Annotated in this window: 19 protein-coding genes; 13 read left to right on the top strand and 6 right to left on the bottom strand. The window is 68.2% G+C overall.

The features are described 5' to 3' along the window. Positions 1 to 191 precede the first annotated feature (191 nt). Positions 192 to 1487 carry an Hsp70 family protein gene (locus ATO4_RS01140; RefSeq protein ID WP_083589547.1) on the top strand — a complete coding sequence of 432 codons (1296 nt, stop codon included), beginning with the start codon at positions 192 to 194 and terminating at the stop codon, positions 1485 to 1487. 65 nt (positions 1488 to 1552) lie between these two features. Here the strand turns inward: ATO4_RS01140 and ATO4_RS01135 are convergent, their stop codons facing one another. Then, entirely contained in the window at positions 1553 to 2674 is a 1122-nt protein-coding gene (locus tag ATO4_RS01135; protein ID WP_210191009.1) for a zinc-dependent alcohol dehydrogenase family protein, read from the bottom strand. A gap of 326 nt (positions 2675 to 3000) precedes the next feature. Here ATO4_RS01135 and ATO4_RS01130 point away from each other — a divergent pair, with 326 nt between their 5' ends. From ATO4_RS01130 to ATO4_RS01120, 3 genes are all read left to right on the top strand, one after another. Next, positions 3001 to 3705, top strand: a complete 705-nt coding sequence (locus tag ATO4_RS01130; RefSeq protein WP_210191003.1) for a tail fiber protein — start codon at positions 3001 to 3003, stop codon at positions 3703 to 3705. A 195-nt stretch (positions 3706 to 3900) separates the two neighbouring features. Beyond that, positions 3901 to 4533 (top strand): tail fiber protein, encoded by a 633-nt coding sequence (locus ATO4_RS01125; protein WP_176222815.1) that lies wholly within the window; start codon positions 3901 to 3903, stop codon positions 4531 to 4533. An 814-nt stretch (positions 4534 to 5347) separates the two neighbouring features. Continuing rightward, positions 5348 to 5881: an invasion associated locus B family protein gene (locus ATO4_RS01120; protein WP_139802208.1), complete on the top strand. Its 534-nt coding sequence runs from the start codon at positions 5348 to 5350 to the stop codon at positions 5879 to 5881. A 210-nt stretch (positions 5882 to 6091) separates the two neighbouring features. Here the strand turns inward: ATO4_RS01120 and hspQ are convergent, their stop codons facing one another. Then, positions 6092 to 6415, bottom strand: coding sequence for a heat shock protein HspQ (gene hspQ, locus ATO4_RS01115; protein ID WP_083589543.1), 324 nt, complete (start codon positions 6413 to 6415; stop codon positions 6092 to 6094). A gap of 115 nt (positions 6416 to 6530) precedes the next feature. Between hspQ and ATO4_RS01110 the strand changes: the two genes are divergently transcribed. After that, complete coding sequence (locus tag ATO4_RS01110) at positions 6531 to 7493, top strand: AEC family transporter (RefSeq protein WP_083589542.1); 963 nt, start codon at positions 6531 to 6533, stop codon at positions 7491 to 7493. Here the strand turns inward: ATO4_RS01110 and ATO4_RS01105 are convergent. Further along, positions 7419 to 8666: a UbiH/UbiF family hydroxylase gene (locus tag ATO4_RS01105; protein WP_083589541.1), complete on the bottom strand. Its 1248-nt coding sequence runs from the start codon at positions 8664 to 8666 to the stop codon at positions 7419 to 7421. The genes ATO4_RS01110 and ATO4_RS01105 overlap by 75 nt on opposite strands. 180 nt (positions 8667 to 8846) lie before the next feature. On the opposite strand from ATO4_RS01105, the gene pcsA reads away from it, so the two are divergent. The 8 genes from pcsA to ATO4_RS01065 all read left to right on the top strand — a co-directional run bounded on the left by pcsA (position 8847) and on the right by ATO4_RS01065 (position 19375). Further along, on the top strand, positions 8847 to 9572 hold the full coding sequence (gene pcsA, locus ATO4_RS01100; RefSeq protein ID WP_176222814.1) for a phosphatidylcholine synthase: 726 nt from the start codon (positions 8847 to 8849) through the stop codon (positions 9570 to 9572). 63 nt (positions 9573 to 9635) lie between these two features. Continuing rightward, positions 9636 to 10610 (top strand): quinone oxidoreductase, encoded by a 975-nt coding sequence (locus ATO4_RS01095; RefSeq protein ID WP_083589540.1) that lies wholly within the window; start codon positions 9636 to 9638, stop codon positions 10608 to 10610. A gap of 154 nt (positions 10611 to 10764) precedes the next feature. Next, positions 10765 to 13014 (top strand): glycogen debranching protein GlgX, encoded by a 2250-nt coding sequence (gene glgX, locus ATO4_RS01090; protein WP_245308524.1) that lies wholly within the window; start codon positions 10765 to 10767, stop codon positions 13012 to 13014. Positions 13015 to 13315: 301 nt separating this feature from the next. Continuing rightward, on the top strand, positions 13316 to 14320 hold the full coding sequence (coxB, locus tag ATO4_RS01085) for a cytochrome c oxidase subunit II (protein ID WP_348626442.1): 1005 nt from the start codon (positions 13316 to 13318) through the stop codon (positions 14318 to 14320). Positions 14321 to 14409: 89 nt separating this feature from the next. Then, the gene (gene ctaD, locus ATO4_RS01080; protein WP_176222828.1) at positions 14410 to 16953 is read left to right on the top strand and encodes a cytochrome c oxidase subunit I; all 2544 of its coding nucleotides are present in this window, start codon (positions 14410 to 14412) and stop codon (positions 16951 to 16953) included. A gap of 3 nt (positions 16954 to 16956) precedes the next feature. Beyond that, complete coding sequence (locus tag ATO4_RS01075) at positions 16957 to 17334, top strand: hypothetical protein (RefSeq protein ID WP_083589537.1); 378 nt, start codon at positions 16957 to 16959, stop codon at positions 17332 to 17334. A gap of 8 nt (positions 17335 to 17342) precedes the next feature. Then, positions 17343 to 18068, top strand: coding sequence for a cytochrome c oxidase assembly protein (locus tag ATO4_RS01070; RefSeq protein WP_083589820.1), 726 nt, complete (start codon positions 17343 to 17345; stop codon positions 18066 to 18068). After that, entirely contained in the window at positions 18065 to 19375 is a 1311-nt protein-coding gene (locus ATO4_RS01065) for a c-type cytochrome (protein WP_083589536.1), read from the top strand. The genes ATO4_RS01070 and ATO4_RS01065 overlap by 4 nt, the downstream gene beginning before the upstream one ends. A 115-nt stretch (positions 19376 to 19490) precedes the next feature. Here the strand turns inward: ATO4_RS01065 and ATO4_RS01060 are convergent, their stop codons facing one another. Genes ATO4_RS01060 through dctP form a run of 3 tightly spaced genes read right to left on the bottom strand, consistent with a single transcriptional unit; the run spans position 19491 to position 22029 of the window. Beyond that, complete coding sequence (locus tag ATO4_RS01060) at positions 19491 to 20411, bottom strand: hydroxymethylglutaryl-CoA lyase (RefSeq protein ID WP_083589535.1); 921 nt, start codon at positions 20409 to 20411, stop codon at positions 19491 to 19493. A gap of 49 nt (positions 20412 to 20460) precedes the next feature. After that, positions 20461 to 20967, bottom strand: coding sequence for a TRAP transporter small permease (locus ATO4_RS01055; protein ID WP_245308501.1), 507 nt, complete (start codon positions 20965 to 20967; stop codon positions 20461 to 20463). A gap of 24 nt (positions 20968 to 20991) precedes the next feature. Further along, positions 20992 to 22029 carry a TRAP transporter substrate-binding protein DctP gene (gene dctP / locus ATO4_RS01050; protein ID WP_083589534.1) on the bottom strand — a complete coding sequence of 346 codons (1038 nt, stop codon included), beginning with the start codon at positions 22027 to 22029 and terminating at the stop codon, positions 20992 to 20994. Positions 22030 to 22057: the final 28 nt, after the last annotated feature.

Genomic DNA, 22057 nt, shown 5'->3' with positions numbered 1-22057 from the left:
CAGCATTTCGCTGCAGGCAGGGTTCTCATCGACCGCCGCTTCGGCTAGAGACGCCGCTCGCCCGGCCGTCGCGTCCGACGTTTCCGGCCACGCTTTCGACCGACGTCCCGGTTCCGTCCCGTGTCACCCCTTCGTCATCGCCTTCGGTCAACGAGGGCGAGCGCGCCCTGATTCCAAGCCGAGATTGCACCATGTCCCAGATCTTCGCCGGCCTCGATTTCGGCACCACCAACTCGACCCTCGGCCTCGCTCCGGCCGCCGGAGGCAACACCGGGCCGCGGCTCCTCGCCGTCGAGGGCGACGCGCCGACGCTGCCTTCGGCGCTGTTCTTCTCCTTCGAGGACGGCATCACCCGCTTCGGCCGCGCCGCCGTCTTCGAATATGTCGACGGGGCCGAGGGGCGCTTCATGCGGGCGCTGAAGTCGGTGCTCGGTTCCTCGCTGATGGAGGAGACGACCCGGGTCGGGCGCGAGCGGCTGAGCTTCGTCGAGCTGATCGGCCGCTTCCTCGCCCATCTGCGCGGCAAGCTGGAGGCGGAAGCCATGAGGTGCGAGGCGGCCGGGGAAGGGCGCATCGCCCTCGACCAGGTGGTGCTCGGCCGGCCCGTGCGCTTCGTCGACGGCGACGACGTCGCCGACCAGGCGGCCCAGGACCAGCTCGAGGCGGCGGCGCGGGGCGTCGGCTTTTCCGACATCGCCTTCCAGTTCGAGCCGGTGGCCGCCGCTCTCTATTACGAGAGCCGGATCAGCACCGAGGAACTCGCCCTCGTCGTCGACATCGGCGGCGGCACGTCGGACTTCTCGGTGGTGCGCCTGTCGCCCGAGCGGGCGCGGGCGAAGGACCGCCTTGCCGACATCCTGAGCTTCACCGGCGTCCATGTCGGCGGCACGGATTTCGACCGTCTCCTGTCGATCGCCGAGGTGATGCCGCATTTCGGCCTCGGTTCCTCGACCGCCGACGGCAAGCGGCGCCTGCCGGTCTGGTACTTCAACGACATGGCCACCTGGCACCGGATCAACACGCTCTATACGCCGGCGATCGCCCGCGACATCCGCTCGCTGGAGCGCGAGGCGGCGGAGCCGGAGAAGCTCGCCCGCTTCGCCCATCTCCTCGAGCACCGCTCCGGACATCGGCTCGCCGGCGCCGTTGAGACGGCGAAGATCGCGCTCACCGACGAGGCGGAGGCCGCCGTCGTTCTTGCCGAGCCGGGGCTGAAGCTGGACGCCACGACGACTCGCGAAGCCTTCGAGGCGGCGACGCAGGATCTCGTGGCGCGCATCGGCGGGGCGATCGACGCGGCGCTGAGCGAGGCCGGCGTCACGGCGGAGGCGATCGAGACGGTGATCCTGACCGGCGGCGGCGCGCAGGTGCCGGCGGTGAGGGCGGCGGCGGTCGCCCGCTTCTCGGGTGCCAAGATCGCCCAGTCCGACGCCTTCGGCTCGGTCGGGCTGGGGCTCGGCATCGACGCGGCCCGCAAGTTCGGCTGACGGGGCACCGGGGCGCCTGAGCCTGCGCGGTCGTTCCGGCGGAGGCTCCCCGGCGGACCGCTGCCTCACATCTCGATGACGTGGCGCACGGTGCGTCCTTCGGCGAGCGCGTCCAGCGCCGCGTTGATGTCGTCGAGGCGGCCCCGGCTGGTGAGCAGCCGGTCGACGGGCAGCAGCCCGGCCTTGAACAGCGCGACGTAGCGGGGGATGTCCCGGCTCGGAATGCAGCTGCCGATATAGCTGCCCTTCAGCGTGCGCTCCTCGGCGACGAGGGTGACCGGGGCGAGCGCCAGGCGCTCGGTCGGGGCGGCGAGGCCGCCGGTGACCGTCAGGCCGCCGCGCCGGGTGATGCGATAGGCGAAGTCGAGGGCGGGGACCGAACCGGCAAGCTCGATCGCCGCATCGACGCCGCCGCCGGTCAGCGCCTTCACCCGGGCGTCCGCCCCGTCCTCGCGCGGGTCGATCGCATGGCTCGCGCCGAGTTCCAGCGCCAGCGCGCGCTTCTCCGGGATGGGGTCGACGGCGACGATCGCGCCGGCGCCGCTCGCCCTTGCCCCGAGGAGGGCGGCGAGGCCCACCCCGCCGAGGCCGACGACCGCCACCGTCTGGCCGGCCCTGACGCCCGCCGTATTGACGACGGCGCCGACGCCGGTGAGCACCGCGCAGCCGAACAGGGCGGCGTGTTCGAAGGGCAGGTCCCTGTCGATCTTCACCAGGGAGTTGCGCGAGACGACCGCCGCTTCGGCGAAGGCCGAGACGCCGATGTGGTGATGCACGGGCTCGCCCCGATGCTTCAGGCGGATGGCTCCACCGATCAGCGTGCCGGCGCCGTTGGCGGCCGCACCCGGCTCGCACAGCGCCGGCCGCCCCTCGGCGCAGGGGCCGCAATGGCCGCAGGAGGGGACGAAGACCATGACGACATGGTCGCCGACGGCGAGATCGTCGACGCCCTCGCCGAGCGCCTCGACGACCCCCGCCGCCTCGTGGCCGAGCGCCATCGGCACCGGCCGCGGCCGGGCGCCATTGACGACGGAGAGATCGGAATGGCACAGGCCCGCCGCCTTGACCCGGACCAGCACCTCGCCGCGGCCGGGCGCATCCAGCGTCAGCGTCTCGATGGCGAGCGGCCGCGTCTCGGCGAATGGCGGCTGGACGGGCGAGGCGTTGAGAACGGCGGCGCGGATCACGGTCAAGGCTTGTCTCCCTGCAACGACGTCGCCGAAAGGCCCAATCCTTCCGGCGATACCCGTTTCCGTCGCACCCGGCCGGTCGATTGGCAAGCGGCCGCGTCAGCTTCCGGCCTCCGATTGCCGGCAGCAGACGGTGTCTGCCAGCGCATGAACCGATGCGTCGCACCGGGCCTGTCGCGCGGCCGATGCAAGGCTGTCCCGGATCGCATCGACGCATCCTGCGACGAGGCCCTCGATGTCCCGCTGCAGGCGCCGGTTCTTCCTCGGGATAATCTCCGATGATACAGTCGGTAATTTAAACTGTTGTTCAATTTATTGCATGCATGGCCATTCCCCTGCGAGTTAAAATCAGGCATAGTGTTCATGTGGATTTCGATTGCAGCGAGAGATTTTCCATGACTTCGAGATGTGCTTCGCGCGTTGCAGCTATCGCTGCGGCAATGTCGGCCGTCATCGGTTTCGGCGCGCACACGGCGTCGGCCCAGGTCGATCCCTATATCGGCCAGATGATGCTGACCGCGGCGAGCTTCTGTCCGCGCGGGACATTCGAGGCCAGTGGTCAGATCCTGGGGATCGCGCAGAACACGGCCCTGTTTTCCCTGGTCGGCGTCACCTATGGCGGCAACGGCCAGACGACCTTCGCCCTGCCGGACCTGCGCGGCCGCGTCCCGATCGCGCTGGGGCAGGGGCCGGGTCTGCCGTCCTACGCTCAGGGGCAGGTGGGCGGCACCGTCTCGACGACGCTGACGGCTCACAACCTGCCCGCGCACACCCATGGAGCCACCGCCACGCTGAATGCGTCGGGCCAGAACGCCTCCGGCAGCAACCCGACCGGCGCCAGCCTCGCCGCATCCACCGGGGGAAGCATCTATCGCACGCGAGGCGCGATCGATCAGGCGCTCGATCCGGCATCCGTCCAGGTGACGGTGGCGAGCGCCGGCAATGGCCAGCCTTTCGACAATCGCACGCCGTTCCTGACCCTGCGCTGGTGCATCGCCACGGTCGGCATCTTTCCCCCGCGCAACTGACCGTCGGCGGGCCGGGCATGACCGGTGCGACCCCTTGCCGGAACGACTGAGCGATCCGGCAAGGGGGCGCTGGCCATGCCGGGCGTCGTGAGACGCTACCGGGGAAGGTGCCTCGAAATGCGACCGCAAGACAGGAAACCGCAAGACAGGAACTCGAACGTCGAGCCGAGAGACACCATGCAAAGCGAACGATTCTTGCCCAACTTTCTCCGGGCGCCCCGGCGGACGACCATCTGCGCCGGCATTGCCGCCCTGGCGGGGCTCGCCGCGACGCCGGCCGTGGCCCAGGAGTACTACCTCGCCCAGGTGTTGCCGATCGGTGGAACGTTCTGTCCGCGCGGCACGCTGGACGCCGATGGCCGGATCATGGGCATCTCGGGCAACGACGCGCTGTTCGCGCTGCTGGGTACGACCTATGGCGGGGATGGCCAGACGACCTTCGCGCTTCCGGACATGCGGGGCGTCGAGACGGTCCATCTCGGCCAGGGTCCCGGATTGCCGTCCTACGTCCTCGGCCAGCGCGGCGGCAGTTCGACCGTGACCCTCACCCAGAACACCATGCCGCCTCACAATCATGGTGCGAGTGGCGTCCTGCAGGCCAATGGCGCCGCGGCGAGCATCGCCGCGCCGGTTGGGGCGGGTCTTGCCCAGTCCAGCCAGGGCCTCGCGATCTACAACGGCGAGACCCCCGACCAGGCGCTCAATGCCGACAGCATCGGCGTGACCTTGGATGCCACGGGCAACGGCCAGTCCTTCGAGCGTCAGAGCCCCTATCTTGCGATCCGCTGGTGCGTCGTCACCGAAGGCGTGTTCCCGTCACAGAACTGACGCGGCCGGCCGGGGCAGGGTTGCATGGACAGTCGAACGCGGTGACGCGGTGGCGAGGCCGTGGCGGCCGTGGCGGCCGAGCCTGCCCGAGCGGGTGGATGGCGCGACCCTGGTTCCGGGCTCCGGAGCCTTGGATCGCACACAGCATCGAGCCGCCCGACGATCGAGCCGCCGATGATCGCGTTACCGACGACCGTGCTACCGACGACCGCGCGAGCGATGATGTCCGCGGGCCCCGCACGAAGAGGGCTTGGGCCGGCGAGAAGGTTGCTGGCGCCTGGCCGCGCCGTCGCTTCGGATCGCGTGGCGGGACGGCCCGTGTCTCGCGCGCCGCCGGTGTTGCGGGTCGCAAGCCGCCGACGCCGCGCAAGGGCCGAGCGAAGCACATGACGAAAGGCCGATGGAAGGCAGGGTTTCGACGGTCGCACGCCAGCGCTCGCGGAGCGCCGGCCGCAAGCGCCGGATGCCGCCGCGCGGGCCTGCGACGGACGCTTCGCCCCGGCCGGGCCGCTTCACGCCCTCGTGCCGGTGCCAGTGCTGGTGCAGTTGCTGGTGCGTCGTCCGGTGCCGCTGGCGCGCCGTCCGGCTCGGCCGGTTCCAAGCCCTCAAACGGCCGCATTTGCGAAAGAGGTCCGGGCCCGTTAAGGAACCCCATCGAGTTGCAATCAACGCGCCGAAAGGACATGAGGCCGTGCAAGACCGGATGAAGAACGCTTCGCTCAAGAGGCTCGCGGGCGTGCTCGTGGGTACAGCCACGCTGCTCGCCGGTGCGTCCCTGGCCAACGCCCAGCAAGCCAACCAGAACGCCCAGGTGATGCCGACCGAGTGGTTCAAGGTGTGTACCAAGCAGGGCGAGAACGACATCTGCAACACGCAGTACTCGCTGATCGCTGACACCCGCCAGCTGATCACCGCCGTCAACCTGATCAACGTCCAGGGCAAGGTGAACCAGAAGGTGATCCAGGCGGTGGTCCCGACCGGCCGCGTCATTCCGGCCGGCGTGCAGATCAAGATCGACGGCAACCAGCCACAGACGCTGAACTATTCCGTTTGCTTCCCGAACCGCTGCATCGCCGAGGCCGAGCTCAGCGACGCGATGGTCGCGAACATGAAGAAGGGGAGCCAGATGGTGGTGACCTCGATCAATTTCCAGCGTCAGGCCAATCCGATCCCCGTCACCCTCAAGGGCTTCACCGACGCCTATGACGGCCCGCCGAAGGACGAGTCGGCGCTCGCCCAGAGGCAGAAGGAACTGAACGACGCGCTGCAGAAGCAGGCCGAGGAGCGTCGCAAGAAGTTCGAGGACGCCCAGAACGCCGCCAAGCAGGGCGACACCACGGCGCAGTAGCCGCGCGCGGCTGCCGGGGCTGGCCGAGGCTCCCGGCGGGCGCGGCGCAGGCCGTCCGGCAATCTCTGCCAATGTGACGATATTCGACCGGCGCCGTCCTGCGGCGCCGGTCTTTTCATGTCTGGCGGAGCCCTTCGGCCTGACCGCTCATTCCATTTCCGGAAAGGCGTCTTCCGCAAAGGCGTCGCCGCTGACCTCGCCGATCGGTGGTCAGTTGTGGTTTTCGACCTTCAACCGATAGGCCCCGTCGACCGGACCCTCGAAGAGCTCGCCGACCTGCGGATGGCGCACCGGCGCGCCGGTCTCGTCCGGCAGAAGGTTCTGCTCGGAGACATAGGCGATGTACTCGGTCTCGGAGTTTTCCGCGAACAGGTGGTAGAAGGGCTGATCCTTGCGCGGGCGCACCGCCACGGGGATCGACTCGTACCACTCCTCGCTGTTGTCGAACTCGGGATCGACGTCGAAAACGACGCCGCGGAACGGGAACAGACGGTGGCGCACGATCTGGCCGATGTTGAAACGCGCGGTTTGCATTGCCGTCATCACTCCGTTAACGAAATGGCTCCGGCCATTTCATGGACGGGCGCGCCGGCCCGTCGTCCCGCCAGTTCCAGTCTAGCATGACGCCCATCAACTTTGGATCGATCCGGTGATCGAAATCATCGGACTGATATCGCCGTTTTTCGGCCTGATCGCGCTCGGCTTCGTCGCGGGCAGGATCGCGCCGCATCCGGTGAGCGGACTGGCCTGGCTGAACGTCTTCGTCATCTACATCGCGCTTCCGGCGCTGTTTTTCCAGCTCCTGTCGAAAACGCCGGTGGAGAAGCTCGCCAGCGTCGGCTTCATCGTCGCCACGACTCTCGCGACCTTCGTCATCTTCGTCATCGGCTTCGCCATCGCCTATGTCCGGAGCGGCCGCGACATTCCCGCCGCGACCATCCAGGGCCTCGCCGGCGCCTATGGCAACATCGGCTACATGGGGCCGGGCATCGCGCTCGCCGCCCTCGGCCCGGCGGCCGGCGTACCCGTCGCGCTGATCTTCTGCTTCGACAACACGCTGCATTTCATCATGGCGCCGCTGATGATGGCGATCGGCGGCGAGAGGCAGCCCTTTGCCGCCATGGCGCGCCAGGTGTTCCTGAAGGTCTTCACCCATCCCTTCATCATCGCGACGATCGTCGGTGTCGGCGCGGCGATCCTCGGCATCCACCCGCAAGGTCCCCTCGACCAGTTCCTGCAGCTCCTGGCGAATGCCGCCGCGCCCTGCGCCCTGTTCGCCATGGGCGTGACGCTCGCCCTGCGGCCGCTGAAGCGCGTACCGCCCGAGCTCTTTACCATCGTCCCGATCAAACTGGTGCTGCATCCGATCGTCGTCTGGCTGGCGCTGGGGCTCGCCGGCCCGTTCGACCCGGTCTGGGTCGGCAGCGCGCTCCTGCTCGCCAGCCTGCCGACCGCGACCAACGTCTTCGTCATCGCCCAGCAGTACGAGGTCTGGGTCGAGCGGGCCTCGACCGTCGTCCTGGTGACGACGGTGATCTCAGTGGCGACGGTAACGCTGCTCCTCACCGCCCTCGCGACCGGCCTCGTTCCCACCCATCCATTTCTTCACTGAGCGGGGCAGTCCCACGAGCCCGGCGCCCGGAACCAGGCCCTCGCGCATGGCGAAGTGCCGGAGCGGGCCGACGAGGCCCATGGCCGCGAGCGTGCCGGTGCGCGCGATCTGGCTCGGCAGGAAGTCCATCAGCAGCGAGCGGTTGAGAAGGTCGACGCCGGCCATGCGCGAGGCGACGTCGCCGCGCCGCGCCGCCTCGTAGCGCGACAGCGTGAGCCGCGAGCCGGGATCGTCGCGGGTCTCGGCGGCAAGGCGGACGAGCGCCTCGGCGTCGCGCAGGCCGAGATTCAGGCCCTGCGCGCCGATCGGCGGAAAGGCATGGGCGGCCTCGCCGACGAGCGCGAGGCGGGTCGAGGTCAGCCGCTCGACACGGCTGCCGCCGAGAGGATAGCAGGCGATCGGGCCGTCGAGGGAGACGTCGCCGAGGATCCAGTGCAGCTTCTCGGCGATCATCGACGACAGCCTGTCCGGCTTCAGGTCCACATAGAGTTCGGCGAGCCGGGGATCGTCCACCCAGACCAGCGAGGAGCGTCGGCCGGGCAGCGGGACCTGCGTGAAGGGCCCGGTGCGGGTGTGGAATTCGGTCGATACGGAGGCGTGATCGCGGGCGTGCTCGATGTTGAGGACGAGGGCGGTCTGCGGATAGCGCCACTGGCGCGACGAGATTCCGGCCGCCTCGCGCATGGGCGAGCGCCGGCCGTCGGCGGCAACCACCAGATCCGCGCCGATCTCGCTGCCGTCTTCGAGGGTGACGATGGCGCGTTCGTCGCCGAGGGTCAGGCCCGTGGCGGCCACCGCACGAACTTCGAGATTGTCCTCGGCATCGGTGCAGTGTTGGAGCGCCTTGGCAATGTCTTCATTCAAGGCGTTGATACCGAAGGCGGAAAGCCCGATTTCGCTGGCTCGGAACTCGACGGTCGGGGCGCGGAAGAGACGCCCCAGATCGTCGACGATCCGCATCACCGCCAGCGGCGCCTTGGCCTCGCCCAGCGCGTCGAGGACGCCATGATCGGCGAGGAAGGCCAGCGAGCGGCCGAGAATCGCCGAGCTGCGCTTGTCGTCGGGGGCCGTGGGAGCCGCCAGCAGCGTATCGAAACCCGCCGCCGCAAAACCGAGCGCGGTGGCCGTTCCGGCCAGTCCGCCACCGACGACGACGATCTGCCTGCGTTCCATGCTATACTCCTCGGCATCATTTTCGTGCCCAGCCGGCGCGAAACCAGCATCAGCCATTGGATTCCGGACATACCCCCGTTACAGCCTATGGCAATGGGCCGGAACGAAAGGCGAGGTGCGATGTTCGCCGACAAGAAGCAAGAGACGGCCGAGAGGGATGACAGCCTGCCGATGTCAGACATGACGAAAGAGTTCGACCGTGCCGACCGGTGGCGCGCCTTCGCCATCCACCTGTTCACCGCCAGCGGCGCCTTCATGGCCTTCCTGTCGCTGATCGCGGCAGCCGAACAGCGCTGGGTGGCGATGTTCGCCTGGCTGGGGCTTGCTCTCTTCGTCGACGGCATCGACGGGCCCATGGCCCGCAAGGTCAACGTCAAGGGCGTCCTGCCCAACTGGTCCGGCGACCTGCTCGACTCGATCATCGACTATGCGACATATTCGCTCATCCCGGCCGTGGCGCTCTATCTGTCGGGCATGATCGGCCGACCGGCCTCCTTCGTCGCCGCCGCGCTGATCGTGATTTCCAGCGCCATCTACTATGCCGACATGCGGATGAAGACGAAGGACAACTTCTTCCGCGGCTTCCCGGTCGCGTGGAATTTCGTCGTCTTCACCCTGTTCGCCGTGCGCCCGCCGGAGTGGGCGGCCTTCACCCTCGTCGTCCTGTGCGCCGCGGCCACCTTCCTGCCGGTGAAGTTCGTCCATCCGGTGCGCGTCGCCATCCTGCGCCCGCTGACGCTCGCCGTCGTCGCGCTGTGGTCGGTGTGCGGCGCCATGGTGCTGTTTCAGAATTTCGACGCCTCGCCGCTCGTCCGCTGGGGACTTGTGGCGAGCGGGCTCTATCTCCTGTTCATCGGCGGCGTGCTGCAGCTCGTCGACTGGCTCAGGGGGACGCGCCACAGCTGACGGGACCGGTCGAGCGGCACGGGCCCCACCCGACTGGCCATGCAAGACAGGAGAACTACCGCCATGAGTAAGGCGATCATCATCAACAAGACCGGCGGCCCGGAGGTTCTTTCTCTCGAGGACTACGACCCCGGCCAGCCCGGCAAGGGCGAGATCCTGGTGGATCAGAGGGCCGCCGGTATCAATTTCATTGACGTCTATTTCCGCACCGGACTCTACAAGTCCGACAAGATGCCCTTCGTCGCCGGCAAGGAAGGCGCCGGCATCGTCGCCGCCGTCGGCGAGGGCGTGTCGCTGTTCAAGAAGGGCGACCGCGTCGCCTATAACGGCATCAGCGGCACCTATGCCGAGAAGATCGTCGTTCCGGCCGACAAGGCCGTGCTGGTCCCCAAGGAGATCGAGCTCGAGACGGCGGCGGCGGTGATGCTGAAGGGCATGACGGCGGAATATCTGCTCCGGCGGACCTATCCGGTGGATTCCGAAACGGTTCTGCTGTTCCACGCGGCGGCGGGCGGCGTCGGCCTCATCGCCGGCCAGTGGGCGAAGCATCTCGGCGCGACCGTCATCGGCACTGCCGGATCCAAGGAGAAGTGCGACCTCGCGCTGAAGAACGGCTACGACCACGTGATCGACTACCGCGCGGCGGATTTCGTCAAGGAGGTCGCCCGGATCACGAACGGACGCAAGTGTGACGTCGTCTACGATTCCGTCGGCAAGGACACCTTCCCGGCGAGCCTCGACTGCCTGCGTCCGCGCGGCCTCTGGGTGACCTTCGGCCAGTCCTCCGGCAAGTACGATCCCCTCGACACGGCGATCCTCAGCCAGAAGGGCTCGCTCTACGTGACGCGTCCGACGCTGTTCAGCTACGTCTCCACCCGCGAGGAGCTCGAAGCGTCGGCCAAGGCCCTGTTCGACGTCATCGCGTCGGGGGCGGTGAAGATCACCATCGGCCAGACCTACAAGCTCGCCGACGCCGAAAAGGCCCATCGCGACCTCGAAGGTCGCAAGACGACCGGCGCCAGCATCCTGACGATGTGAGCCCGGCTTGCTCCGGCCGCCGCCGCAAGTCGGCGGCGGCATCCCGCTGGGCGATCGTTCGCCGTTGAAATCAGCGGGATGACGGAACCAACATGGTGCACCGGCTCTTTAGCTGCGTCCCTGCCTCGCGACCCTGGAGAATCCCCGCGTGACGATCCAAATCCGACCGAACACCACCCAGACCTATCGGGGGCCGACGGCGGTGCGCCGTCGCCGCATCCAAGAGGGGCGGCCATTCCCGCTCGGGGCGACCTGGGACGGAATCGGCGTCAACTTCGCGATCTTCTCGGCCCATGCCACCAAGGTGGAACTCTGCCTGTTCGATGCCGACGGCACGACCGAACTCGAACGCATCGAGCTGCCGGAATATACCAACGAGATCTATCACGGCTATCTGCGCGACGTGCGGCCCGGCCAGATCTATGGCTACCGGGTCTACGGCCCGTATGAGCCGGATGCCGGCCACCGCTTCAACCCCAACAAGCTGCTGATCGACCCCTACGCCAAGCAGCTGATCGGCGAGGTGAAGTGGGACCACGCCCTGTTCGGCTACACGATCGGCCATGACGACGCCGACCTCTCCTATGACGAGCGCGATTCGGCGCCCTTCGTGCCGAAATGCCGCGTCGTCGATCCGGCCTTCACCTGGGGCGACGAGCGCCGGCCGAACATTTCCTGGGACCGGACGATCTTCTACGAGACCCACGTCAAGGGCTACACCATGCGCCATCCGGCGGTGGAGGACCGGGATCGCGGCAAGTTCGCCGGCCTGATGACGTCGGAGGTGATCGACTACATCCGCAGCCTCGGCGTGACCTCCGTCGAGCTGATGCCGATCCACGCCTTCGTCGACGACAGCTATCTGGTCGAGAAGGGCCTCAGAAACTACTGGGGCTACAACTCCATCGGCTTCTTCGCGCCGGACCCGCGCTACCTCGCCTCGAACTCGATCGCCGAGTTCAAGGAGCTGGTGTCGGTGTTCCACCACGCGCGGCTCGAGGTGATCCTCGACGTCGTCTACAACCATACCGCCGAGGGCAACGAGCTCGGTCCGACGCTCTCCTTCAAGGGCATCGACAACGCCACCTACTACCGGCTGATGCCCGACCAGTCGCGCTACTACATCAACGACACCGGCACCGGAAACACCGTCAACACCTCGCATCCGCGGGTGATGCAGCTCGTGACGGACTCGCTGCGCTACTGGGCCGGCGAGATGCGCGTCGACGGCTTCCGCTTCGATCTGGCGACCATTCTCGCCCGCGAACCGACCGGCTTTTCGGAGGAGTCCAGCTTCCTCCACGCCACCATGCAGGATCCGCTGCTCTCCGAGGTCAAGCTGATCGCCGAGCCCTGGGACTGCGGGCCGGGCGGCTACCAGGTCGGCCGCTTCCCGCCGGGCTGGGCGGAATGGAACGACGGCTACCGCGACACCATCCGCGCCTTCTGGAAGGGCGACGACGAGATGATCCCGAAGGTCGCGAACAAGTTCTCGGCTTCCGCGGACCTGTTCGACAAGCGCGGCCGCAAGCCGTGGGCGTCGGTCAACTTCATCACCGCCCATGACGGGTTCACCCTGCACGATCTCGTCAGCTACAACGACAAGCACAATGACGCCAATGGCGAGGACAACCGGGACGGCCACGACCACAACATCTCCTACAATCACGGGGCCGAAGGGCCGACCGACGATCAGGACATCGTCGAGACCCGGTTCCGCCAGCTGCGCAACTTCTTCGCGACGCTCTTGTTCTCGCGCGGCACGCCGATGATCCTGGCGGGCGACGAGTTCGCCCGCACCCAGGGCGGCAACAACAACGCCTATGCCCAGGACAACGAGATCGGCTGGGTCGACTGGAACATCACGCCGCAGAGCCGGCAGCTCGCCGAATTCGTGCAGAAGGTGATCATTCTCCGTCAGTCCCTCGCCATGCTGCGTCGCGGCACCTTCCTGCACGGGACCTTCGACGAGGAGCTCGGCGTCAAGGATGTGGCCTGGCTGAAGCCGGACGGCCAGGAATTCGTCGATGGCGACTGGGCCGACGGCGAGGCGAAGTGCTTCGGCGTGCTTCTCGACGGCCGCGCCCAGGAAACCGGCATCCGCCGTCCCGGCACCGACGCGACCATGCTGCTCGTCATGAACGCCCATTACGACGTGGTGAACTTCACCCTGCCGCAGGCGCCGGGCGGCAAGCGCTGGCGCTGCGTCATCGACACGAACCTGCCGATCCGCGAGGAGCTGGCGCCCTTCGACTTCGACACCGAGTACATGGTGACGGGCCGCTCGTTCCTGGTCTTCATCCTGGAGCCCGACGACAGCGCCGACAGCGAGGATGCGCGGCGGTCCTTCGCGCATGTGTCCGAGGCGTTCGCCCGCTCGGCCAGCGACCGGCTGCGGGTGTAGGATCGCAGACGACCGCCACCGCATGGGCCGCCGGAGAGATCCGGCGGCCTTTTTGCGTCAGGGCAGGCGGGTCACGCTGGTCCTGCAGAGCCGGGCGGGGCGGCGCAGTTCGCGCGCTCTCTGCCGTCCGCGATGCGCCGGCGCCGATGGGTGCCATTCGTCAACATGACCATCTTGTCATGTGAGGCACCGGCGGTAAGTGCTCACTCACCGAGCGGATCATCCTTCTGGAGCGATGGCGCTCCTCCCGCAATCGCCAATCGCGAGTCCGTCCATTCACGCCTCTTCCAGAAGCCGCGCCATCGACGACGTTCGCCCAGTCCGGCCCTGGCTGGTCTTCGTCTGCGCCGGCCTTGCAGGTTGCACGAGCCCGCAATCGGCTCTCGACCCGGCAGGGGCCGAGGCGCAGTCGGTCGCGACCCTGTTCTGGGTCATGCTGGCCGGTGCCGTGGTCATCTGGATCGCCGTCATCGGCCTGTCGATCTTTGCCACGCGCATCCGTCCGAAGGCCTATGGCGAGAAGGCCGGGCTGCGGCTGATCATCTGGGGTGGCTGCGTCTTTCCCGTCGTCGTGCTGACGGCGCTGCTCGTCTGGGGGCTGCAGATGATGCCGGTGCTGCGGGCCGAGGCGAACGGGCCGACCATCGCGGTTTCGGCCGAGCGCTTCTGGTGGCGTGTGGCCTACGGCGTCGAGGGCGAGCCCGGCGTCGCGAAGTCTCTGCCCGAGGGCGGTGTGCCGAGCGCCAACGAGATCTGGCTGCCGGTCGGCCAGCGCAGCGAATTCCTCATCGGCAGCCCGGACGTCATCCATTCGCTCTGGATCCCGTCTATCGCCGGCAAGATGGACGCGATCCCCGGCCGGGTGAACCGCCTCGTCGTCGAGCCGACGAAGCCCGGCGTATACAACGGCGTCTGCGCCGAGTTCTGCGGCGACGCCCACGCCCAGATGGCGCTGCGGGTGGTCGTCGTCTCGCCCGAGGAATACGAGGCCTATGTCGCGCGCCAGAGCGAGCCGGCGTCGGTCGGGGCCGGGGACGAGGGCTTCCGGCGTTTCATGGAAAATGGCTGCGACGCCTGCCACACCGTGCGCGGCACGGCGGCGGACGGCAGGGTCGGGCCGGACCTCACCCATCTCGCCTCGCGGCGCACGATCGCCGCCGGCACCCTGCCGATGTCGCCGGAGAACTTGGCGACCTTCGTCGGCTTCACCCACCGCGTCAAACCGGGCGTGCAGATGCCGAGCTACGGCATGCTCGCCGAAGACGAGATCGCCGCCATCGCGGGCTGGCTGGAGACGCTGAAGTGAGCGACGCGACCATCGACCAGGGCGCCGCCCGCCGGGCCGGCAAGAGCGACGCCGAGGCGAAGGCGGAGGCGGATCTGAATTTCGGCAAGGTGCCGCCCGCCTCGGAACGGGACCAGAACGACCCCGAGGTGCGCGCCGGCCAGGAGGCGCGGCTGCGCCATGTCTGGGCCGCGCCGAAGGGCTGGCGCTACTGGTCGGCGGTCAACAACACCGAGGTCGGGCTCTGGTACACCGCCACCTCCTTCGCCTTCATGCTGTTTGCCGGCGTCCTCGGCCTGATGATGCGGGTGCAGCTTTCGGCGCCCGACAACGACTTCCTCACCGCCAGCTTCTACAATCAGGTCTATACGCTGCACGGCACGGTGATGATGTTCCTGTTCGCCGTGCCGATCTTCGAGGCCGTGGCGATCATCCTGTTGCCGCAGATGCTCGGCGCCCGCGACCTGCCGTTCCCCAGGCTGTCGGCCTTCGGCTACTGGTGCTTCCTGATCGGCGGGGTCTTCGTCTGCGGCTCGATCTTCTTCGGCGCGGCGCCGGAGGGCGGCTGGTTCATGTATCCGCCGCTGACGACGCAGGAGCGGTTCTCGCCGGGCTATGGCCCCGACATCTGGCTGCTCGGCCTGTCCTTCATCGAGGTCGCCTCGATCGCCGCGGCAGTGGAACTCATCGTCGGCACGCTGAAATGCCGGCCGCCCGGCATGCGGCTCAACCTGATGCCGCTCTATGCCTGGTACGTGCTGGTCGTCGCCGGAATGATCCTCTTCGCCTTTCCGCCGCTGATCGCCGGCGACATCCTGTTCGAGCTGGAGCGGCTGTTCAACTGGCCGTTCTTCGATCCCGAACGCGGCGGCGATCCGATGCTGTGGCAGCACCTGTTCTGGATCTTCGGCCATCCGGAGGTCTACATCGTCTTCCTGCCGGCGATCGCGCTCCTGGCGATGATCGTGCCGACCTTCGCAAGGCGGCCCATCGTCGGCTATTCCTTCATCGTGCTCGCCGCCGTCGGCACCGGGTTCCTGTCCTTCGGCCTGTGGGTCCACCACATGTTCGCGACCGGCCTGCCGGCGATCTCGCTGGGCTTCTTCTCGGCGGCCTCGGAAGCCGTGGCGATCCCGACGGCGGTGCAGATCTTCGTCTTCCTGGCGACGCTGCTCGCCGGCCGGGTGATCTATTCGGTGCCGATGCTGTTCGTCTCCGGGGCTCTCGCGATCTTCGTCATCGGCGGCCTCACCGGCGTCATGGTGGCGCTGGCGCCCTTCGACTGGCAGGCCCACGACACCTATTTCATCGTCGCCCACCTCCATTACGTCCTTTTGGGCGGCATGCTGTTTCCGCTCGTCGCCGGCGTCTACTACTACTGGCCGATGATCGGCGGGCGGCGCCTGTCGGACAAACTGGGAAAAATCGCCTTCTGGCTGATGTTCATCGGCTTCAACACCGCCTTCCTGCCGATGCACTGGTCCGGCCTGATCGGCATGCCGCGGCGGGTGTGGACCTATCCGGCGGATATCGGCCTGGAACTTCCCAACCTGATCTCGTCGGTCGGCGCCTTCGTCTTCGCGGCCGGGTTCGTCACGGTCGTCTGGGACGTCCTGCGCCCGCGCAAGGGCGAGCCCCATGCCGAGCGCAACACCTGGAACGCCGGCACGCTGGAATGGCTCGCCGAAGTGCCGGACGAGGCCTGGGGTGTGCGCTCGGTGCCGATCGTCACCTCGCGCTATCCGCTGTGGCAGCAGAAGAACTTCATGGCCGACGTCGACATGGGCCGGTTCTACATGGCCGACGCCGAGGAGGGAAAGCGCGAGACCATGGTGACGAGCGTGCTCGACGCCGAGCCGCTCCAGTGCCTGCGGGTGCCGGGGCCGACCTTCATGACCATGTGGGCGGCGATCTTCCTCGGCGCCGTCTTCATCCTCGCGACCTTCCATCTGTGGACGCTGACGCTGGCGGCGGCGGTGCTCGCGGTCGCCGCGATCCTCGTCTGGCTGTGGCGCGGCACGGCGATGCAGCCGGAGAAGGACGAGAAGGACGTCGGCCTCGGCCTGAAGCTGCCGCTTTACAAGTCGGGACCGCAGTCGGTCGGCTGGTGGGCGATGTTCATCACCATGACCGGCGATTCGACCGCCTTCGTCAGCCTGATCTTCGGCTATTTCTTCTACTTCACCGTCAGCCCGGTGTTCCCGCCACAGCTGGTGCCGGGCGAGGAGATCGGGCCGGGCGTCACCTGGCCCCTGATCGCGCTGGGGCTGTTCGCGGCCTCCTGGCTGGCGGCGATCCTCGCCCGCAACACCAACAGCGCCGGATCGGTCGGCACGGCGCGGCTCCTCATGGGCGGCGGCGTCGCGCTGTCGCTCGCCGCCTCGGCCGCGATCCTCTGGGGGCCCTACGTCACCGGCCTGATCCCGACCGTCCACGTCTATCCGGCGACGGTCTGGGTGCTGGCCATCTGGACCGCCTGTCACGGCGCCGCCGGTGCGCTGATGCTGGCCTATTGCCTGGCCCGCTCGCTGGCCGGCCGGATGACCCCGACCCACGACATCGACATCGTCAATGTCGCGCTCTACTGGCATTTCATGGCCGGCACGGCCCTTGTCACCGTCGCGACCATCGCGCTGTTTCCGCTGGCGGTGTAACCCATGGCGATCGGCAACAAGACCCGCGACAATCTCTGGACCCTGATCACCACGCCGACGATCTGGGCGGTGCACTTCGTCCTGTCCTACGGCTCGGTCGCCTATGGCTGCGCGCCGAACGAGGACATCTTCCAGGGTATCGGTGGCTACAGGATCTTCGTCGGCGGGCTGACGGTGGTGGCGCTCGGCGCCATCGGCTTCGTCTTCTTGCGGGCGCTCGGCGAATGGCGGCGCAATGGCGGCAGGATCCCGCATGAGGAGGATTCGGCCGAGGTGCGCGAGCGCTTCCTGGAGTTCTCGACCGTGCTCTTGGCAGGCCTGTCCTTCGTCGCGGTGCTCTACACTGCTTTGCCGGCGGCGATGATGGTGGACTGCCGATGAGCCCCGCGATGCCCCTTTCGCCGGCGCCGGGCCGCGCCGACACAGAAGCCGAGGCCGCGCCCGGCGGCTCGCCGCTGTCCCTCTGGCCGCTGGCGCTGGGGCTGGTCGTCCTCGCCGGCCTCTGGCTCGGGCCGCTGCCGCAGCGGGCGCAAGGCTCCTTCGCCGCCCATATGGTCATGCATATGGGCGTCGTGGCGGTGGCCGCGCCGCTCCTCGCCATCGGCCTCCTGCGGCTCTGGCCGCGAGCTTTCTCGCAGGTGACACCGGCGCTGGCGATCCTCGCCTCCTTTGCCGAATTCGCCGTCGTCTGGACCTGGCACGCGCCGGCTCTCCACGATGCCGCCCGCGCGAGCTTTCCTCTGCTCCTCGTCGAGCAGGCATGCTTCATCGGCGCCGGCCTGTTCGTGTGGATCACCGCCATCGGAACCGCGACGGCGGGCGACGGAAAAAGTGTCGGCGGCCGCGCCGCGGGCACGCTGGCGCTGCTCGTCACCTCCATGCACATGACGCTGCTCGGCGCGCTCCTCCTCCTCAGCCCGCGGCCGCTCTACGCCTGCGCCGATCTCTGCTCGCCCGCCGCGAGCTTCACCCCCCTCGGCGACCAGCAGGCCGGAGGGGTCGTCATGCTGATCGTCGGGGGGGCGAGCTATCTCGCCGGGGGCCTCGCCCTGCTCGCCACCGTGCTGAAGGAGCGTGCGCCCGCCGGCGGCGACAATGCGGAGGCGATCCCGTGAAACTCTCGGTCACGCTCACCCGCCGCCGTGTCGTCGCCGCGATCGTCCTCGTCGCCGCCGCGCCCTTCGCGCTGGCCGCCTCGGGCCTGGTCTCGATCGGCGCATCCTCGGGGCATTATGCGCCGGTCGGCTGGTTCCTGCACTGGACCATGCAGCAGACCGTCTCGCGCCGCTCCTGGCTGGTGGAAAAGCCGGAGGATCTCGACCTCTTCGATCCCGCTCTGGTGCAGCGCGGCTCCGGGCATTTCGCCACCGGCTGCGCGCCCTGCCACGCGGCGCCGGGCGTTCGCCAGTCGGAAGTCGTCGAGCACATGACGCCGATGCCGCCGCAGCTCCATGTCGGCGACCAGGTCGCCGAATGGGCGGACCGGGAGCTTTTCTGGATCGTCCAGCACGGGATCAAATATTCCGGCATGCCGGCCTGGCCGACCCAGGAGCGTCCCGACGAGGTCTGGTCGATGGTCGCCTTCCTCCGCGCGCTTCCGGACATGACGCCGGAGCGGTATCGCGAGTTGGCGCTCGGAATCGATGCGGGCGGGGCGCCCGACGCGGTCGACATGGAGGCCGGCGGCGAGGCGCTGGGCGGCCTCGACGGGATCCTTCGCGAGGCCGTCGCCGACTGCGCCCGATGCCATGGCGCGGACGGCATGGGACGGGGGCCGAAGGGCGCCTTCCCGGTCATCGCCGGCCAGCCGCAGGCCTATCTCGCGGCGACGTTGAAGGCCTTCCAGATGGGGACGCGCCAGAGCGGCTACATGCAGTCCGCCGCCGCCCGCTACGACGACGCGGTGCTGGAGCGGCTCGCCGCCTACTATGCCGACCAGCCGGCGGCAGCTCCGGGCAATGCGGCGGTGTCGCAAGCAGCAGAGGAGGCCGGGGCGGGTTCGGCGCTGGAGCCCGCACAGGCGAGCAACGTGCGGGCGATGACGGAGGTCTTCCAGATCGACCCTGCGGCCGCGACCGGTTTTCCCATCGGCCGGGACGCGACGCTGGCGCTCGGCCGCCGCATCGCCGAGACCGGCCTGCCGGAGCGCAAGATCGCCGCCTGCGACAGCTGCCACGGCCCGGACGGCATCGCCCGCAACCCGCTCTTTCCGCGGCTCGACGGCCAGCCCTTCTGGTATCTGAAGACCCATCTGGAACTCTGGAAGGAGGGCCATCGGGACGGCACGCGCTTCGCTCATCTGATGGATCCGATCGCCATCAACATGACACCCGAGCAGATCGAGGCGGTGTCGCTCTGGTATGAGAGCCGGGAGGTCAGGCCGCTGGATCGCGAAGCCGTCTCCGCGCCGGCTGGCGGATGATCGCCGCTGCGGGATGAACGGGACGCGCGGCAACCATGCGCCCGGCATGAGCCTGTGGCGCGCCAGGGTCCTGCAGCCTGTGGATCCAGCCGGGCCGACCTGAATCGCCCGCGCCTCAGCCGGCGAGTGCGCGCCGGCGCGGGACGTTGCGCAGATGGCTCGCGGTCTTGCCGCCGGGAAGGGCTGCGATTCGGTCGGCGGCGGCGAGCAGTTTTTCGCGGTCGACGCCGGTCGAGATGCCGCCTTCCTCGAAGGCGAAGTGCAGATCCTCGCTCGCCGTGTTGCCGGTGGCGCCCGGCGCGAAGGGACAGCCGCCGAGCCCGCCTGCCGCGCCCTCGATGATCGACACCCCGACCCCGTGGGCGAACAGCGCGTTGGCGACGCCCATGCCGAAGGTGTCGTGGCCGTGGAAGGCCCAGACCGTTTCCTCAGGCGCCTCGGCCATGACGGCCTCGAAGCGGCGGGCGACCGTCAGCGGGTCGGCCCGCCCGGTGGTGTCGCAGAGGGCGAACTCGGCCCTTGGCGCGATCGACAGCGCCTCGGCGAAGACCCGGCGGACGGCGTCCAGCGGCACGGTGCCGTCGAAGGGGCAGTCGAAGCTGGTGGCGAGATCCACCCGCAGCGCCTCGCCGCCGTCGCCGGTCTCCGCCACGATGGCCCGCAGCTGGTCGAGGGACTGCGCCACCGACTGGCGGACGTTGTTCTGGTTGTGGGTTTCCGACACCGAGACGACGAAGACGAGGTCGCGGTAGCCGTTCTGGAGGGCGAGGGTGGCGCCCTTGGCGTTGGGGACGAGAACGGAGAGCCGGCAGCCGGCCCGGTCCCTGAAATGCGCCGCGATCTCGGCCATGTCGGCCATCTGCGGCACGGCCTTGGGGCTGACGAAGGAGCCGAGTTCCATGCGGGTGATGCCGGCGTCGAGCAGCATCTCGACGATGGCGATCTTCTCGTCGGTCGGCAGCTTCTCGGCGATCGACTGGAAGCCGTCGCGCGGGGCGACCTCGAGAAGCGTGACGTGATCGGAACGGGACTTCATCGGACTTGTCCTGTGATGCGTCGAGGCGGCTGTGGTCGAGGCGGCGGCGTCAGAGCTGCTGCGCCGCCTCGTCCTTCTTCTTCGGCCGCCGGAACATGTTGAGGACGAACTGGAGACCCAGGAGGCCGAAGCCGACCGGCAGCATGGCGTAGGGAATCCAGTAAGGCGTTCCGAAGGCGGAGGAGACGCGCTCCCCATACTGGAACGCGTCGTGGGACATCAGATAGCCGCGCCAGGTGAGGATCGCGCAGAAGGCCGCGCCGACGATCCCGACGACGACCCGAAGGGCCATCTGGCGTGTCGGCCCGAGGGCGTCGGGCAGAAGCGTGATGCCGATATGCTCGCCCCGCCGCTCGACGTCCGCCGCCGTCATCAGCGCCAGATAGACGATGAGGAAGGAGTTGACCTCCAGGCTCCACGACGTCGGCGCGGCGAAGAGATACCGCATCAGCGCGTCGTAGGTGACGGTCAGCGCCATGAAGGCGAGGGCGACGACGCCGCCCAGCTGCAAGAGCCAGGCAACGCCATCGATGATCTTGACGACGGGATTGTTCACGCCGCTCTCCCTCGCATCATGATTTCAGGCGCCTTCGCCCATGGCGAGCGCGATCGCCCGGTTGCCGACCTCCTCGCCGACTTCGCCGACCCAGGCCTCGCGCACGTTCACGCTGACCTTGGCGAAGCGATCGAGGGTCGCCTGGTCCGGCTCGATGACCTCGATGCCGAGCTCCTTGAACTTCGGCCAGAACTGCTTGTCGTAATAGTCCTCGTTGGCGGCCTTGGCGCTGTGGGTGTCGAACCACTCGGCGGCTTCCGTCATGGCGCTCTTGACGCCGTCGTCCATCGCCTCCCAGCGGTCGGTCTTGACGAAGATGCCGATGGCGAAGCCGGTGACCGGGATCCGCAGGGCCTGCTTGATCTGCTCCTGGATCGAGCGGCCGTTGATGGTCGAGATGGTCGCGACGGCGGCGTCCACCGTGCCACGCTGGAGCGCCAGATAGAGTTCGGAGGAGGGGATGCGCACCGCCGCGCCGCCGAAGTCCTCGATCGCCTTGGTCGCCTCGAAGGAGACGACGCGCACGCGCTTGCCGTCGATGTCCTCCAGCGTCCGGATGCCGGGGCTGCCGGTGCTCCAGATGATCTCCGGCTCCATGATGCCGCCGCCGAAGGAGAGGGCAGTGAGGCCCTGCTTGGCGAGCTCCTGGTTCATCAGCTCGAACAGCGGCGAGCCGCGCTTCAGCCGGTCGGGATTCTCGTAGAGCGGGCCGACGACGCCCGGCAGGCCCATGACGCCGAGGATCGGCAGGGAGCGGGTGATGTAGCTCGTCGTGTGGAACATGAAGTCGATGTTGCCGGAGCGCAGTGCCGGAAGCTGCTCGTCGGCCGAGAGCAGCCGGCCGGAATCGTAGAAGTCGATCTTGACCGTGTCGCCGTGCTTCTCGTTGACGTAGTCGACGAAGCCCTGGCTGCCGAAGGCGAGATCCGCGTAGGACGGCGGCAGATAGGTGACGCCGGTCAGCATCTGCTGGGCCCTGGCCGAGCCCATCGGCAGGCCGAAGGCCGCGCCGGCAGAGAGCGCGCCGGTGGTCATCAGGAATTTGCGTCTGTCGATCGTCATGTCTTTACCTCCCAGTTGAAAGACGGTT

This window comes from Aurantimonas sp. 22II-16-19i (assembly GCF_002088275.1).
Lineage (GTDB): Bacteria > Pseudomonadota > Alphaproteobacteria > Rhizobiales > Rhizobiaceae > Jiella.
This window is presented reverse-complemented; position numbering and strand designations above follow the sequence as displayed.